Source organism: Photorhabdus luminescens subsp. luminescens (assembly GCF_001083805.1).
In the GTDB taxonomy this organism is placed as follows: domain Bacteria; phylum Pseudomonadota; class Gammaproteobacteria; order Enterobacterales; family Enterobacteriaceae; genus Photorhabdus; species Photorhabdus luminescens.
This window is the reverse complement of the sequence record NZ_JXSK01000001.1, coordinates 841811-858893: the sequence shown is the minus strand read 5'-3', so window position 1 is coordinate 858893 and position 17083 is coordinate 841811. Positions and strand designations below refer to the sequence as shown.

Below are 17083 nucleotides of genomic sequence, written 5' to 3'. Positions count from 1 at the left end.
AAACCTATCCCGTTCTTCTGATAACTGGGTTGTACCCACTCAGAGGATCAACTTTTTGCTTTACTGAGCAGGCTGATAATAAACATCACCGAAGCGCATAGCACGACAGAGGGCCCTGCTGGTGTGTCGTAAATGGCGGAGAATGCTAATCCGCCGGTGACGGCAAGCATACCAACCGCAATAGCAATACCAGCCATTTGCTCCGGTGTACGGGCGAAACGGCGAGCAGTGGCTGCCGGGATAATGAGCAGGGAGGTGATAATTAGCGCGCCGACAAACTTCATTGCCAGGCCGATTGTCAAGGCTGTTACCAGCATTAACAGTACCCTTAACCGCTGTATTTTAATGCCATCCACAAAAGCCATTTCCTGACTGACGGTAATAGAGAGCAGAGCGTTCCATTGCCAGAACAGAAGTGTGGTGACAATGGCGACACCGATGGCAATCAACCAAATATCTTCATAAGTGACTGACAACAAATCACCAAACAGATAAGCCATCAAATCAACTCGCACATTAGACATTAAACTAACAACGACCAGCCCTAATGATAGTGCGCTGTGAGCCATAATCCCCAATAAAGTATCGATTGCCAGTTGAGGGCGTTTCTCCAGCCAAACCAGCATAATTGCTAGTATCAAAGTGACAGCGATAATCGCGTAAAAAGGGCTAATATTTAGCAATAATCCGAAAGCAACGCCCAGTAATGAAGCATGAGCCAGAGTATCGCCAAAATAGGACATTCGGCGCCAGACAACAAATGAACCTAATGGCCCGGCAGCAATAGACAATAATACGCCGGCCAACCAACCGGGGAATAATAATTCAATCATGAGCGGCATTCCCTGTTATTTTCCAAGACAATTTTCCCTTTCAGATCATGGTGGTGATCGTGTTGATGGTGATATATTGCTAATTGTTCAGCGCCATGATGACCAAACATAGCGATAAATTCAGGGTGAGTTGAAACAACTTCAGGTGTGCCGGAGCAGCAAATATGTTGATTAAGACATAAAACTTCGTCTGTTTTCGCCATAACCAGATGTAAATCATGGGATACCATCAATACAGCACAATGCAATTCGGTTCTAATTTGATTGATTAGATCATAAAGTGCTAATTGACCATTAACATCGACTCCTTGTGTTGGTTCATCAAGGACTAATAGTTGCGGATGATTTAATAGCGCTCTGGCTAATAAAACCCGTTGGTTTTCCCCGCCGGATAATTTTTGCATGGGTTGCTGCAACAGATGAGCTGCATTCACCCGCTCAAGTGCCGGCAATATCTCGGCAGATTTTACGCCGGGTTTTAGCATCATAAAGCGTTTGACTGTTAATGGCAGAGTGGGATCAAGATGCAACTTCTGTGGAACATAGCCGATTCTTAATCCAGCGGTATATTCAATTGTGCCGGATGATGGTTCGACAAGCCCCAAAACAACACGAACTAAAGTTGATTTACCGGCGCCATTGGGACCTAGCAGAGTCAGAATATTCCCTCGTTGTAAACGAAGAGAGATATTGTTTAATACCTGACGATTGTCGAAGGTAACCGCAACATTTTTTAAAGTGATGAGTGTTGGCATGCTAAATATATCTTGCGTGAACATTGAGATGTTATAATATAACAATTCTTGTTTCTGTCCACGAGATATTTACATTATGTTGCACAAATCATATAAACTAGCGCGCAAGTTTCTCTGTAAGGTCGCGATTACTGCTGTTTTCATGTCAGGGACGATACAATCGGCTAATGCTGATGTTGTGACATCAATTCGTCCGTTAGGTTTTATTGCTGCGGCAATAACTGATGGTGTAACTGATACGCAGGTACTGTTGCCTGATGGGGCATCGCCGCATGATTATGCGTTGAAACCGTCTGATCTTAAGAGAATTAAGCAGGCAGATTTAGTTGTATGGGTTGGACCTGAGATGGAAATCTTTTTGTCTAAACCGTTAGCCAAAATTTCACAAAATAAACAGCTAGCTTTAGCACAATTGCCAACGATTAAGCCATTATTGCTGAAAAATGATGAAGATTTATCCGAACCGGATCAGCATAAACATGAAGAAGGCCATGAACATCATTCTCATGGTGAATATAATATGCACATCTGGTTATCACCAGAAATAGCGAAACAGGTTGCACAGGGGATTCATGACCAATTATTGGTGAGCTATCCGCAGAAAAAAACGGCGCTGGACGTAAACCTACGTAAATTCAATGTTCAACTTGCGCAAATTGACAAAAATATTGCTAATATTCTTAAGCCGGTGCGCGGTAAGGGGTATTTTGTTTTTCACGATGCTTATGGCTATTTCGAGCAGCATTATGGCCTGACTCCATTAGGGCATTTTACGATTAATCCTGAAATACAACCTGGCGCACAAAAATTACATCACATACGAACACAATTGGTTGAGCAGAAAGCAATTTGTATTTTTGCTGAGCCACAATTCAGGCTGACCGTTATTAATGCTGTGGCGAAGGATACGGGAGTGCGTATGGGCACCTTGGACCCGTTAGGAAGCCGCATCGTATTGGATAAAGACAGCTATATGAAATTTATAACTCAGTTGTCGGAACAGTACATGGGTTGCCTGAATTAGAGTAATAAGGAATTCAATGAGTGCAACAGATAGTTAAAACTATCGTTCTGGTGTATAAGGAGTTACCGCGACCGCATAAAATTATGTTGGGTTCGCTGACTGTAGCAACATTGGTTGTCACTATGTGGCAACCTATTGCTTATCATCATGAACAACAAGAAGAAACAACAGTCGGCAGCATTGCCATCAATTCTCCCGTAGATAGTGATGAGATTATTGCAGATAGCAGTGAGCAGCTACCGGATGAGGGTATTCCTGATGAAGAGACGAACTCAGAGGTTACGGTTCAAACTCCGCATGAATATATTGTTTCCGACGGCGACACTCTCAGTAATATTCTGACGCAGTTTGGTATCGACTCTTCTGATGTAGCGTTACTCGCAAGTCAGCATAAAGTGCTACGGGGGCTGAACATTGGCCAACCATTGTCATGGACAGTAAATGAAGCGGGTGACTTGCAAACGCTGACTTGGGGTGTTTCCCGCCGTGAAACGCGCATTTATACCCGTGAAGGCGATCTGTTTAAAGAAATAAAAGAGTTTCAGAAAGGGGAGTGGGAAAACAGCGTCGTCGTTGGCGTTGTCGATAGTAACTTTACCAGCAGCGCCTTAAATGCCGGCTTAACCAGCAGTGAAGCACGTGAAGTCACCAAGGCGCTGCAATGGCAAATTGATTTGCGTAAATTACATGAAGGCGATCGTTTCTCTGTATTACTGTCTCGTGAAATGTTGGATGGTCACAGTGAACAGAGCCAGTTACTTGGTGTTCGCCTAAATAGTGGTGGTAAAGATTATTATGCTATCCGGGCGGAAGATGGGCGTTTTTATGATCGTCAAGGTTCCGGTCTGGAGCGTGGATTTTTGCGTTTTCCAACTACCAAGCAATTTCGGGTATCTTCCCAATTTAATCCTCGGCGCGTGAATCCAGTCACTGGTCGGGTTGCGCCACACAAAGGGGTGGATTTTGCTATGCCGGTGGGAACGCCTGTTTTGGCGGTGGGTGACGGTGAGGTGATTGTCTCCAAATATAACGGAGCAGCAGGTAACTTTATCGCCATTCGTCATGGCCGCCAATATACCACGCGTTATATGCACCTGAGAAAGCTGTTGGTGAAACCGGGTCAGAAGGTAAAACGAGGTGATCGTATTGCGTTGTCCGGTAGCACCGGTCGTTCTACGGGCCCACATTTGCATTATGAATTCTGGATCAATCAGCAGGCGGTAAACCCATTAACGGCGAAATTGCCGCGTTCTGGTGGTTTAAGTGGTAAAGAACGCTCAGAATTCTTGGCAACGGTAAAAGAGATAACGCCTCAGCTTCTGTTAGATTGAGTTTAATTGTTTATTAGTAACAGACTTTAAAGCGGATGATTGCTATCATCCGCTGTCGTTTTATTTATGTTCAGAAAAGGGTGTGTTGATTCTTTGATATAACCCTCCTGTACATGTGAAATGAACAATGATCTTTTGTTTTTAAAAGAGTTAGCTCATGTATAAAGAAACAGATACAGACAGTAAAGTGGGTTATGTGCCGACATTTCATAAATCCTACCTGCATCCTCGCTACTGGGGATTATGGCTAGGTGTTGGTGTGTTGGCTGGGCTGGCTTACTTGCCGGTTAAAGTGCGTGATCCTCTGTTGGCTAAAATAGGTCGGTTGGCGGGTAAGTTTGCGAAAGGGGCACGTCGCAGGGCAAGAATAAATTTATGTTACTGTATGCCGGAACTGACGGAGCAACAGCGCGAAGCATTGATTGATGAGATGTTTTCTACCGCACCTCAACCTTTTGTTATGTTGGCTGAACTTTGTTTACGTGGTGTAAAATCAACTTTAAGCCGGACGCAGTGGCATGGTGAAGAGATTATTCTTCAACTGAAAGAACAGGGAAAGAACGTTATTTTCATGGTGCCTCATGGTTGGGCGGTGGATATTCCTGCCATGTTACTGTCTGAGAGGGGACTGAAAGTGTCAGGCATGTTCCATCACCAGAGCAACCCGGTATCAGATTATCTGTGGAATAGAGCTCGCTGTCACTTTGGCGGTCGTTTACATTCTCGTGACGCTGGAATTAAACCGTTCATTGCTACTGTTCGCCAGGGTTTCTGGGGATATTATCTGCCTGATCAAGATCATGGTGAGGAACACAGTGAATTTGTTGATTTCTTCGCAACTTATAAAGCGACATTGCCGGCTATTGGGCGATTGATGAAAGTTTGTCGTGCCGCTATTGTGCCGTTGTTTCCGGTTTATAATTATCGTACCCATCAACTTGATATTTATATTCGTCCACCAATGGATGATATTGATGGCAAAGATGATGCTTTTATTGCTCGCCGAATGAATGAAGAATTGGAGCAATTAGTACGACCAAACCCTGAACAATATACCTGGATACTTAAATTACTTAAGACTCGGAAAGCAGGTGATATTGGGCCATATGGGAGAGAAGACCTGTGATTTTCGTCGTAAAGATGTAAAGTTATTATCACGGCTTGAAAGTTTGTATTGTCCCCCTAATATTGGACATGGCATCCAATAATTAGGGGGTTTTGTGACGAGGCATTTTTATACTGGCACTTAAAATATCAGGATAGCATTTACGCGGCTATGGTTTGTTTTATTGTTTCTAACAAACCTCCGGTTCCACAGCAAGAATCATTATAATTCGGATTATGTTTTCGGTTAGTTACTCTGTCGTGAGGACATCCACCATTGCATAAATGAAACCATTTGCATTGATGCATTTTTTCATATGATTCTATTTCCTCTTTAAGGTGATCCTTATTTGTATTTGATTTAGTTAATAAATGCCCAAGATCATTATCGATAATCGAACCATAGTTATTTCCCTCAGCACCAACATATTTATCACATGCTGATACGGTACCATTAGGTTCCAGGGTGATAATTTCCTGAGAACAATTACCGGCCCAATAACAATCTGATATTTTCTTTTGAGATGATTTAATGCTATCAATAAAGCCATGAAATAGGCGAATATTTATTTTGTCCTGATAACCATGCCACCAAACACGGAAAACGTTAGAAAGGAAATTAATATAATTATGGTAGGTTATATAACTGCCGCCAGGATCATCACCGGGTTGACATCGGTTGTCTGGAACAATATTCAGAAATTCAATATCTGTTAAACCAATTTCGTAAAAATAGGAGAGCATTTTTTCTATATTTGATGCGTAAACATCTCTATCGACAACAACCAGAGCACCGTAAGGTATACCATAACTTCTTAATTTTTTCATACCTGCGGCGACCTTATGAGATGTTGGCCTTCCTCTATAATCTAATCTCCTGCTATCGTGTATTTCTGGAATACCATCAACGCTTATACCGACCCCCATACCAATACCTTTAAGGAATACCAGCCAATCTTCGGGAATATTGACCGCATTGGTTTGAACTGAATTGGTGATAACTTGATCTGATTTTTTAAATTGCTCTTGCAACCAGATGAGTTTCTTAAAGTAATTAACACTTAATAAAGTCACTTCACCACCATGCCAGACAAATTCGAAGCGCTTTATATTAGGTATGGATAGGAAACGATGAATTGAGCGCATTAAATTGAAAAATGTTAAGGTATTGCCTTTTCCTTCTGCCCAAGAGTGACAATAAGTACACCTTAAATTGCAAAGTCTTGTGGCTTTAACCACCACCACTAACTTATTGGCATTAATAATTTCAGGGCTAAAATGTATACCAATTTCCTCATTATATAAAGCTAGCTCATCATCATCTAATATTTTTTCGGCTGGAATTTCACCGATAATTCTACAAGCTAACTGCCTGTAATTAATTTTAGGCGATTTCTTGAGAATTGATGATCCATCTGCATCTAAATGTTTTATCGGAATTATTGTGTCCATAAAGAACTCCTTTATTATGTTATTTATACCCGTTATCTTTCAAGTTGCCTCTTTGTTGGCTGCACTCCCTTGCCGTTGCGATACATCTTGAAATCCATAGGGTATATGCTCAAATAAGTAAATGGCCATCCTTCATCGTTAATATTCTGTGAGAAAACGCCGCCGCTTCTTTGGAATGCGTTACCATAACAATCGTCGTGCCGTTTTCATTAAGATCTTTAAGTGAAGATAAAATATTTTGACCATTGACGCTATCCAGGTTCCCCGTTGGTTCATCGGCTAATAAAATCGCGGGGTTTGATATCATGGCTCTGGCGATAGCGACACGTTGCTGTTGTCCACCAGATAATTGTATCGGTTTATGGTTTTCCCGATTTTCTAATCCAAAACGGCTTATTGCATCAAATACTCTACTTTTTCTCTGCTTTTTAGAAAAACCTCTATATTTCAATGGCAATTCTATATTTTCAAATACGGTTAAATTGGGTAACAGATTGAATGATTGAAAAATATAGCCAATAAATTCTCGTCTGAATGATATTTTTTCAGAATATTTCATAGTCAAAATATTGCTATTATTCAGCGTTAATTGACCACTGTCGATCATTTCAAACATACCAATAACATTCAGTAATGTTGATTTCCCTGATCCTGATGCGCCCATGATAGAGATAAATTCACCTTTATCTATATTGAGATTTATTTCATTCAAAACATTCGTTTGAATAAATTTCGTTTTATATGATTTACAGACGTTCATCATGCTAATCATTTTATTCAATCCTTACGGTATCATTGTTAACCAATCTGTTCTTACCAAAGCTCACTAGGGTTTGTCCTTCAGTAACACCATTTTTAATCTCAATATCGGAGCCATTATCCTGTCCGGTGGCAACTTGAATACGTTGGGCAATTTTTTTATCTGGATGGTAAACAAACACATAGCTTTTATTATCAATGGTAAATACCATTGATGAAGGTACGGAGAATATTTTCCGATCTTCATTAAGTTTAATGATAACATCAACCGACTGTCCTCGTTTGAAGTTAATGGCTTTCTTATCTTCCAGTTCAAATCTGACTTTGAAGGTACCATTATTGACTTCAGATGAAATTAATTTCACAAGTAAAGGTATTTTTCCGTTGTTATATATCAAGCTGGCAGATGAATGGTAGGTTATTTTATTCAAATAGTATTCGTTAATCTCTGATTCAAAATAGAAACTTGATAAATCGTCAACAATAGCAATTTGGTCGCCGGGTTTTAGCCGCTGACCTAAAATTAAATCTAATGAACTGATATTACCGGATATAGGTGATTTTATTGAAAGTTGTTCAAAACCATTTTCGATAATTTCAGAGAGTTTTCTCTGTTTTTCGACAAATTCATCAATCTCTTTTAACTGTTTTGATATATCACGATCTTTATCGTTTTTCAATTTTTTATAAAACAGATAAACATCGTGCCAATAGTCTCTTTTAATCTCTAAATCGGAAATTGTTTCTTTAGAAACATAATTTTTATCGACAAGATCATGATATCTTCTTAATTTATCTTTGACTTCTTTCAATTCTTTAACAGCTTCTAAAAATCTATTATTGATATCCCGATAATCAGATTGCAAGCTTATTTTGATATTGATTAAATTATTCAATTTATCCGTAACGTCAGCTAACATGGCAGAATTATTCAGGGTGAAATTGAAATTGGATAATTTAACTATTTCTTCACTTTTTAGAACATCTTGTGATGGTTTCTTCATTATATCAGTAACAATGCCACCAATTTCTGTTGAGATGGATACACTTTTATTAGGCACGACAACCGCTCTTGTTTTCAGAATATCACTGGCTACTTTGCCGCTGACATGAAACTTGGTAACTTCATTTTCATTGATGGAAGCTTCTTTAGCTGAAATGGCATAATAGATAATAAATCCGACAAATGAAATAAAAGCGATAAAGAAAATGAGAATTAATAATTTCTCCTTATTATGTATGCTTTTTTTCTGATTTCTATGTCCATGATTAATCTCACAAAAATTTAGTAGCAGATAGTTTTCTATAATTCATCAAATAAGTCGTGATCATTATAATGATGGTGAATATCATTGTCGCAGATAGAGCGAGAGCACTGTATACAAAAGAGTCAGTGTAAATGACACTATATTCATCAAGTAGATAAACTAAAACTGTTCTTCCTAGTAGATACGCTACGAAAATTGATGCGATAATAGGGACGATGCTTTTCGATAAAAAATGGATGAGGTTTGTGTAAACAGAACCACCGATGGATTCCATTATACTTAATTCTCTTTTCATATAATTAAAATCAGTCATACTGGTAGTAAAGCAGGCTATAATCAATAATAGGATAGAAAAAATAGCAACAGCAGATGATAATTTTATTACTTTTAGATAATTATCGTAATAAGAATCGAATAAGTGACTAGTTAAATAAATTTGATTTTTATCAAAGCCTTGTTCTGACAATTCGTTTAGTACTGGAGAAAGATTATTCATCTCGTTAAGATTCAGCGAAGCATATTTACCGTGATCTTTCTTTATAAAAATAACGATTGGCCTAAAGGGCTCATCTACAGCACCTAAATTAAAGTCATCTATAATCTGAATAAATCTAATTTGGATTTTTTTATCCTCCATGATGTACCAATAGTAGTTGTTGAAAATATCATCATATTGGGTAATGCCATTCTGTTTTAAAAATTCCTTTGTGACCAATGCATTGACGACATCAGCATTATCGCTTTGATATACGCGTTTGTCGCTACCTGCTAAAATCTTCATTTTCCATACATCGGTAAAATTTTCGTCCGCAGTAATAACATTTGAAGAGATATAATTGTTCTTGTTTTGTTGACCAGAATAATAAATGGTGATGTTTTCTCTCGACATATCAAAGGGGCGCCAATTACTTAACGTTATTTTTGACGTATTATATTGATTAACAAGATTATAGCTTAATTCATTAATTGTTAATTTTTTACTATTATCATTATTAATTGCTATTGATATTGTCTTGGTATTATCATAGGGTGTATGTAAATCAACAAGGTGAATATATTGATTAGCTAATCCCGTGACTAAATAGATAGATACTCCAGAGACAAGTAACTGAATAGCTAATGATGATTTTCTAAACCAAGAGGCAAGTGTCGATTCATATCTCATATCCATTTTTCTATTTCTTTGGTAAATATAGAAACGTAATGAGAATGAAAAATGTATTGATGAAATAAGAATGAAAGTCATAATAATGGAAAATAGCCCTAGATATATTAAACTGCTTGGCTCTAATAGGGTAAATATGTTCTTTATATAAAGAGAAAAGTTGAATATAGTGATGGTAAGCAGTAAGAAAATAAGGGTGGAAAATATCATCCTAATTAGCATGGTTGGTAATGAGTCGCAGATGATATTGAAAGTTGAAGCACCTAGCGCTTTCTTTAACTGATAAATATCCCTTTTTTCTGATGAATCAGCAGAAGTTAAATTATAATAGTTTGTTAATGCGGAAAATAAGATGAATGCGAATGCAATATATGAGCTATAAATGACCTCCTTTGATAAACCAATAGAGATTTCGTCAGGTAATCCGTCTTGATAATGAATGTCTTTTAACTTTTTTAATGATAAATGAATAAATTCTTTAGCAGTAAATGGTGCGCCTGGAAGATTTGGCGCTTTAGTTTCAATAATATTGTTGAGCAGCGTATTAGGGTTGGATATTATTTTTTCATTAGCGAATTTTATAAAAATATAAGCATGGGTATCATACCAATTGAATATTTCTTTATTGTAGTTTTTGATAAGCGTTGGTTTAAATGAAATAATTGCATCTATATTGATACTTGAATCATGGCGTTTTTCTACGATATCCTTAATGATATAGGCCTCATTATCTAGAATAATAGATTTTCCTTTGGGATTATCCAGGCCGAGATAACGGTTATTGAAATCTTTTGTGATATAAATTTCGTTTGCGCCCAGGTCAGTATCCGCTGTCTTAAAGGGAGATAGGGTATTCAGGAATTCATGACTTACCGCGAACACGGGAACTTTCGTTATTTTCTTTCCTTGTGACTCAACAGTAGCGTTAAGTTTGAAAAGGTAGTCTACGTGGTTTATCCTCTCATCCTTTTTTAGTTCGTCTATGAGTGGCAATGGCGATTGTGCTGATCTGACTTTTTCTCCGTTGGGTAAATTAAAGGTAGTTTCTATCCGGTAAAGGTTGCCATTATGCTGATAATAGTTATCAATTTGAGCATCTGAATAGAAGGCGGTAGAAAGTAAATAAATGGCTAATATCGCTATTGATACGGAGAATATCGATATCGAGATATTGAAACGCTTCATGGATTTTGAGATGTTAATAGCGTTCATTTGTGGTTGCCGTTCCTTACTTAGCAAGGTGAATTTGCAAAATGGATTTTGAGGTATGATGTTTAGATACTGACTCTTTGCTCTTGAGTATTTCACATAACCTGCATAAAGATCCAGCAAAAATGTTTTTTCTGTCAATATTAGTTTTTTCTTATATTTTTACTCTTTTGAGTTACTGAAATCCATTATATTTATATGTCGCGATGAAAAAATTTAATCCAGTGAGTATATTGTATCTTTTCGAGAGAGATACAATTTCCTTTGAGAGTGAAGGCGTTCATCTATATTGTTAAAATTATCATATTCACATAATGAAATTATTTAGGGTAATCCAGAACAACTCATAGGATCACCCTATGGTTAGGGTTCAAAAAAATTTTATACCCGTTATCTTTCAAGTTGCCTCTTTGTTGGCTGCGCTCGCTCACCCCGGTCACATAGTTCGCTATGCTCCCGGGGATTCACTCCCTTGCCGTCGCGATGCATCTTGAAATCATAGGGTATATTTTAATTGAACTAATAGATTGTTTATCCCAATAGATATGATTGTTACAGGAAAGTAACCTAATGGAATAGGCTTTAAATTTCCTGGAAGCTCTTTGACCAGTTCCAGGCTGTGATTTCAGGAATCTTGGGTTTACTGTTTAATTCATCTAGCGCTCTTTCAGTAATTGAGAGCTCGGTATCTTTGAATGATGCAGCAAGAGAATTCAGTGCTTCTTGAGTTGTACAGTTTATAATTGAGGCATTATGCATGATAATCTCCACTTTGTTTTTTTTAGGTGATTAATTATTTAACTGATTATTTCCTGCTAATAGGAATATATTATTAGGAAATGTGGTGCTTCCATATGGAAAATGCTGATATCAACGTTTAATTAATAATACTATGCTAAGTGGTTGTCAATATGATTTTTTGCTTTTTATGATTTAATTCAGAATATTTAGATTAAATCTTTTAAATGCCTCATATAATGGAAACTTAATAGCAACCTTATTTGAATTAGATAGGGTTTTTTTTTGCCCAATTCCAGTCAGTAGTCTCAGGGATTTCAGTCTTATTCGCTAGTTCATCTAGGGCTTTTTCTGTAATCAAAAGTTCTGTTCCTTTAAATGATGTAACAAGTCAATGCAGTAATTCTTGGTTTTTGTTGGTTTCAATGGATATATTTTGCATGATATTTTCCACCCACATTTTCAGATAATGAATGAGTGATTGACGATTTCTTCCCAATGAAAATATATCATCATGAAATTTATTTTTTAGGAAATAAAATTTCTCGGCACGATAATCTATTTAAGTCGTTATTATTACTGTATTTTAGGTAAATGAATTTAACCTAAATTTAACATTGTGTCTTCATTATATATAATTGAAATATTTCCATAATAAAATATTAGAATGGATTAAAATTATCCTTTTGAGGTAAAGGATTCATCACTATGAGCAATCAGAGTCAATAGAAAAGCGATAAGAGACGGTAAAAGCTTATTTTACCGTCGAGTTGCCGTTGGATTAAGCGGGATGCGCCAGTTTTTTCGATCTAACTTAATTCCCTGCAAGTTTGGCGCAAAATGTCGTAACGTTTTATTCCACTTCAAGAATACGGCAAGTGTTAGTACTGCCAATTGTCCCCATCTGATCACCTTGAGTCACCAGAACAAGGTCGCCGGAAACCAGATAACCTTTATCACGTAGACGATTAACCGCTTCATTGGCCGCGGTTATACCGTCAGTATGACTGCTGCAATAAACCGGTGTAACGCCACGGTAAAGTGCAGTTTGGTTTAAGGTCTTCTCATGACGCGACATAGAGAATATGGGGAGACCAGAACTGATGCGAGACATGATACGAGTGGTGCGGCCTGATTCGGTCATTGCAATAATGGCTTTAACCCCATTTAGGTGGTTTGCCGCGTACATGGTAGACATTGCAATGGCTTCTTCGATACTGTCAAAAATTGTGTCTAGCCGATGTTTTGAGACGTTAAGGCCGGGCATTTTTTCTGCTCCGAGACAGACTCGCGCCATTGCGGCAACCGTTTCGGCAGGGTATTGGCCCGCTGCGGTTTCAGCGGAGAGCATCACGGCGTCAGTGCCATCAAGAACGGCATTTGCCACATCCATCACTTCTGCGCGGGTAGGCATTGGGTTGGTGATCATTGATTCCATCATCTGGGTCGCGGTAATAACTACACGATTCAGTTGGCGGGCACGGCGAATTAATTTTTTCTGAACGCCAACCAACTCTGGATCGCCGATTTCTACGCCAAGGTCACCACGAGCGACCATGACGACATCAGAAGCCAGAATGATTTCATCAATGGTTTTATCACTGCTAACGGCTTCTGCGCGTTCAACTTTTGCCACGATCTGCGTTTCACAGCCTGCGTCTCGCGCCAGACGGCGAGCGTAATTAAGATCTTCTCCGGTGCGGGGGAAAGAGACGGCAAGGTAATCAACGCCGATTCTGGCCGCCGTAATAATATCTTCTTTGTCTTTCTCAGTTAGAGCTTCCGCGGATAATCCACCACCCAGTTTGTTGATGCCCTTATTGTTAGATAGCGGGCCGCCTACAGAGACTTCAGTGAATACTTTCATTCCCTGAACTTCTAATACTTTGAGTTGAACACGCCCATCATCCAGCAACAAAGTATCGCCCGGTACAACATCTGTGGGTAATCCTTTGTAGTCGATACCGACTTTCTCCTTATCGCCTTCGCCTTTACCAAGATTGGCATCAAGCAGAAATTTATCTCCGACATTCAGGAAAATCTTGCCCTCTTTAAACGTTGATACACGGATTTTAGGTCCTTGAAGATCGCCAAGAATAGCGACATGGCACCCGAGTCGGGCTGCAATCTCGCGGACTTTGTTGGCTCGCTGGAGATGATCTTCGGCGGTACCGTGGGAAAAGTTAAGGCGGACTACGTTTGCACCCGCAGCAATAATCTTTTCAAGATTATTATCGCGGTCGGTAGCCGGACCAAGTGTAGTAACAATCTTAGTTCTTCTGAGCCGTCTGGACATGTGTTACTCCGTTGACCTGTGAGTATTGGTATTGGTTATATAAAAATAATCAATAATCTATTAATTATCCTATAAAACGAGTAAAAAAACTCTTCGGCAATCCAACTATCAAGGCTGTTTATAGATTACTCTTGTAACTTGCCCCGTTGCAAAGTCGCAAGCGACTACCGTGGGAGCTTTTTGTGACCCGTATCAACTTATCATGATACTTTTCGCTGTCGTGCCTATTGACCGTTGTCAACTATAGAGGAACGACAGGGGGAACGTTTTACACAATCGCTATGCCCTAGCGAATCAGCTAACCCTTTTTTAACGGATATTTATTGCCGCATTTCTATCCTATCATGATTTGTTCCCGGTTTATCAATAATCTAATAGCCTTGGAGATTTTGATAATGAAAAGTGGTAGTGATTAGGTTTACTGGAATCTGGCAATACTTGATGGTTAGAAGAGACGAAACGTTCAGGATTAGGTACGCTGTAAAGTATATAAATGATAATTTTTCCTTGAGTAGAACGAGTTGTCACTGTCTCTTAAGTCAGATTTATGATTAAGAGACAGTTAGTTGCGTGAGGTTTGTCAGCGGTCTGGGAGATGCAGTGCCCTTATGCCTTGCGATACCATCCCATCAACTTAATATATGAATTGGTAATTGTAATCGCTGCATTGGCGCCCGCATCTCCGGTATTACCTGAAATTGTATGGTTGTGTGCTCCTATTGGTACCGTATGAGCGTGGGCTCCATTAGTGCTGGTATTGAATTTGGCATTATCCCAATCTGTAGCTTGTGACCCCTGATTGTTTCTAGAGTCGTCGTAATGACCATAACGTCCACCTGTGTGTTCACCCCAACTGCTATCATGATAGTGATCTCCAGTGACATTGGTAGCTTTAGTGCCATAATCAAATGTGCTCGTTATCCCAGAAAATGTATGATTATGTGCTGGCATTTGTGCTGCCGTCAGACTTATCGAATCGTTGCCGCCGGTTGATAAAAGATCGGAACCATCGGCGTTAGCTAACCGAACTGTTTTATTTTCACCAATATATTCCCAGGTAGTGCCCGGAAATAGTACATTGGGGTTTTTGTTTTGAGCGAACCAAATCACAATTCCTACAGGATATTGAGTGTTGATAATGGTTTCGATTAAGCCAAGATTTTTCACAAATGCATTTTTATCAGGAATGTCGGTGCCGTTTTGGTTTTTTGCTAACCGGTTATTAGCGTTATCGTTTACATCAGCAACAAGCTTCTGCGTTGCCGCAAGGGTATTACTATTGCCTGTTTTATCTGTGAGTTGAATAATTCCTCGTTGTGTTAATGAGGCGCTTGGCACTGCTGCTGCAATTTTTTGTTCTAATGCTCTATTTAATAGTGTTGTGAGGTTGGCGATATTACCATCATCCAAAATATCATTGCCAGATTGTGTCATGATAAAATTAGCGACGACAGAGGATATGGTTGACGACTGACGTAATACTTTGTTTAGCAAATGAATAGTAATATTTTCTGGTGGAAATCCAGTCTTCAAATTTGGGCTTTCTTCATAGGCTTCTTGACTGACTACATTAGCATTATTACTAATGGAAAAAGCTTTGAAATCATTTTTTTGGTTCATGTTTCCTCCTAAAATTAAATGATTTTATAATAAAAGTGTTAAATTATTTTAATGATAGTTTAGCTCGGAAAAATTATGATAAAGTATCCTTATAACTTAGGAATTTAATTGTTTTTGTATAATGGATAGAAATAAAAACCCGAAATTTTATGATCAGATAAATATCTAGGCCATTTATATTCAACATCTGAAAAGATGCTGATAGTCATATTATTTTTTTCTAGTACAGATTTACTCATTAGGCGGTCCTTATAATGTAATTAAATGCTACATTTCTTGGACGTGTTTCATTATCACCATTCATCCCAATGGATTTATTTTCCCCTAAGCTACCTCGTTCGTTTGGACCACCAGTCATACTGCCACGCATGGGGTCTGTATATTCAAGAGTGGCTTTATCGCTGTTAGTAGTATAAATACTATGATTATGTCTTTTGAACGCATCATATTGAAAACTCAATATATTACGTCCGTTGTCAATACCACGCCAGCTATCCCAACCACGAATAAATTCACCACGTAAATCGGGTAATATTCCATTAGGGTAGGCTTGCGCTAATTTCGGATATTTTGTTTTATCAAAAGGAGCGCCGTTACATTGTGCCCATCCTTCTGGTGGGGTAATAGTTGGCCAGGGAAGTGGTACCCCTACCGGGATTAATTTTTCAAATAAACTGAGGTTTCTCACAAAAGCATCTTTATCAGGAATATCGGCACCGTTTTGGTCTTTTGCCAGTCGGTTATTCGCATTCTGATTAACATCAGAAACAAGCTTCTGTGTTGCAGCAAGGGTATTACTGTTGCCTGTTTTGTCTGTGAGTTGAATAACGCCTTGTTGTGTTAATGAGGCATTTGGTACTGTTGTTGTAATTTTTTGTTCTAACGCGCTATTTAATTGGGCAATGAGTTTAGCGATATCCCCATCATCCAGAATATCATTGCCAGATTGGGTCGCGATAAAGTTAGCGACGACAGAGGATATGGTTGATGACTGACGTAATACTTTGTTCAGTACATGAATCGTGATATCGCTTGGGGGGAACCCAGTTTTCAAACTTCGACTTTCTTCATAGGTTTCTTGACTGACTATGTTGGCATTATTACTAATAGAAAAAGCTTTAAAATCATTCTTGGGATTCATATATTTTCCTCAGATTAAGTAATATGTTTTTATAAGCAGAATGTCGAATTATTGCAAAATTCATTTTCAGCAATATATGTTAATAGTAGTTTAGCTCGGAAAAATGATGATAAAGTATTCTTATAACTTAAAGGGTTAATTGTTTTTGTATAATAGATGGAAATAAAAAATGCGAAACTGTATGATTGGATAAATATTAAATTCGTTTATATTCAACATCTGAAAGTTATTTTGCTATTACTGTTTTCTATTTCTTCCGGTTTCGATTTATTTCGGAATTTTTTTATAATGATTCTTTGGTTTGATTTTTTATTTTTTAAACTATCATTATTTTACTGAGTTAACTAAGTGACATAGGATTTTCTTGCCATAATTATATGATTCTTCT

At 38.3% G+C, this 17083-nt stretch carries 13 protein-coding genes; 3 read left to right on the top strand and 10 right to left on the bottom strand.

All coding sequences use genetic code 11. The annotated features are described in order from the left end of the window. Positions 1-47 precede the first annotated feature (47 nt). Both znuB and znuC read right to left on the bottom strand, forming a co-directional pair. Positions 48-833, bottom strand: a complete 786-nt coding sequence (gene znuB / locus TI10_RS03350; RefSeq protein ID WP_049581769.1) for a zinc ABC transporter permease subunit ZnuB — start codon at positions 831-833, stop codon at positions 48-50. Then, positions 830-1588 (bottom strand): zinc ABC transporter ATP-binding protein ZnuC, encoded by a 759-nt coding sequence (znuC, locus tag TI10_RS03345; protein ID WP_049581768.1) that lies wholly within the window; start codon positions 1586-1588, stop codon positions 830-832. Before znuC ends, znuB begins: the two co-directional genes overlap by 4 nt. A gap of 76 nt (positions 1589-1664) precedes the next feature. On the opposite strand from znuC, the gene znuA reads away from it, so the two are divergent. The 3 genes from znuA (at position 1665) to lpxM (ending at position 5069) form a co-directional block, all read left to right on the top strand. After that, a complete protein-coding gene (znuA, locus tag TI10_RS03340; protein ID WP_049581766.1) occupies positions 1665-2612 on the top strand; it encodes a zinc ABC transporter substrate-binding protein ZnuA in 948 nt (315 codons plus the stop codon). Between the two features lie 20 nt (positions 2613-2632). Next, positions 2633-3943, top strand: coding sequence for a murein DD-endopeptidase MepM (gene mepM / locus TI10_RS03335; protein ID WP_049581764.1), 1311 nt, complete (start codon positions 2633-2635; stop codon positions 3941-3943). Between the two features lie 157 nt (positions 3944-4100). Next, positions 4101-5069, top strand: coding sequence for a lauroyl-Kdo(2)-lipid IV(A) myristoyltransferase (gene lpxM, locus TI10_RS03330; RefSeq protein WP_049581763.1), 969 nt, complete (start codon positions 4101-4103; stop codon positions 5067-5069). A gap of 140 nt (positions 5070-5209) precedes the next feature. Here lpxM and darE read toward each other — a convergent pair whose 3' ends face one another. The 8 genes from darE to TI10_RS03295 form a co-directional block, all read right to left on the bottom strand. Then, positions 5210-6499: a darobactin maturation radical SAM/SPASM protein DarE gene (gene darE / locus TI10_RS03325; RefSeq protein ID WP_049581761.1), complete on the bottom strand. Its 1290-nt coding sequence runs from the start codon at positions 6497-6499 to the stop codon at positions 5210-5212. 109 nt (positions 6500-6608) lie between these two features. Continuing rightward, a complete protein-coding gene (gene darD / locus TI10_RS03320; protein WP_049581759.1) occupies positions 6609-7271 on the bottom strand; it encodes a darobactin export ABC transporter ATP-binding protein in 663 nt (220 codons plus the stop codon). 1 nt (position 7272) lies between these two features. Beyond that, entirely contained in the window at positions 7273-8451 is a 1179-nt protein-coding gene (darC, locus tag TI10_RS03315; protein WP_244161514.1) for a darobactin export ABC transporter periplasmic adaptor subunit, read from the bottom strand. Positions 8452-8533: 82 nt separating this feature from the next. Next, positions 8534-11041: a darobactin export ABC transporter permease subunit gene (darB, locus tag TI10_RS03310; RefSeq protein ID WP_049581757.1), complete on the bottom strand. Its 2508-nt coding sequence runs from the start codon at positions 11039-11041 to the stop codon at positions 8534-8536. 441 nt (positions 11042-11482) lie between these two features. Further along, on the bottom strand, positions 11483-11659 hold the full coding sequence (gene darA, locus TI10_RS24805) for a darobactin family peptide antibiotic (protein ID WP_088373068.1): 177 nt from the start codon (positions 11657-11659) through the stop codon (positions 11483-11485). 832 nt (positions 11660-12491) lie between these two features. Beyond that, entirely contained in the window at positions 12492-13934 is a 1443-nt protein-coding gene (gene pyk, locus TI10_RS03305) for a pyruvate kinase (RefSeq protein ID WP_049581755.1), read from the bottom strand. A gap of 606 nt (positions 13935-14540) precedes the next feature. Next, a complete protein-coding gene (locus TI10_RS03300) occupies positions 14541-15554 on the bottom strand; it encodes a tail fiber protein (RefSeq protein WP_049581754.1) in 1014 nt (337 codons plus the stop codon). Positions 15555-15792: 238 nt separating this feature from the next. Continuing rightward, complete coding sequence (locus TI10_RS03295) at positions 15793-16695, bottom strand: tail fiber protein (RefSeq protein WP_049581752.1); 903 nt, start codon at positions 16693-16695, stop codon at positions 15793-15795. Positions 16696-17083 lie beyond the last annotated feature (388 nt).

What these genes read in the sequence shown, in the direction of transcription:
- darD (WP_049581759.1), bottom strand. Translation starts at nt 7,271, where the DNA reads ATGATTAGCATGATGAACGTCTGTAAATCATATAAAACGAAATTTATT.
- darE (WP_049581761.1), bottom strand. Translation starts at nt 6,499, where the DNA reads ATGGACACAATAATTCCGATAAAACATTTAGATGCAGATGGATCATCA.
- darA (WP_088373068.1), bottom strand. Translation starts at nt 11,659, where the DNA reads ATGCATAATGCCTCAATTATAAACTGTACAACTCAAGAAGCACTGAAT.
- znuC (WP_049581768.1), bottom strand. Translation starts at nt 1,588, where the DNA reads ATGCCAACACTCATCACTTTAAAAAATGTTGCGGTTACCTTCGACAAT.
- pyk (WP_049581755.1), bottom strand. Translation starts at nt 13,934, where the DNA reads ATGTCCAGACGGCTCAGAAGAACTAAGATTGTTACTACACTTGGTCCG.
- znuB (WP_049581769.1), bottom strand. Translation starts at nt 833, where the DNA reads ATGATTGAATTATTATTCCCCGGTTGGTTGGCCGGCGTATTATTGTCT.
- lpxM (WP_049581763.1), top strand. Translation starts at nt 4,101, where the DNA reads ATGTATAAAGAAACAGATACAGACAGTAAAGTGGGTTATGTGCCGACA.
- TI10_RS03300 (WP_049581754.1), bottom strand. Translation starts at nt 15,554, where the DNA reads ATGAACCAAAAAAATGATTTCAAAGCTTTTTCCATTAGTAATAATGCT.
- znuA (WP_049581766.1), top strand. Translation starts at nt 1,665, where the DNA reads ATGTTGCACAAATCATATAAACTAGCGCGCAAGTTTCTCTGTAAGGTC.
- TI10_RS03295 (WP_049581752.1), bottom strand. Translation starts at nt 16,695, where the DNA reads ATGAATCCCAAGAATGATTTTAAAGCTTTTTCTATTAGTAATAATGCC.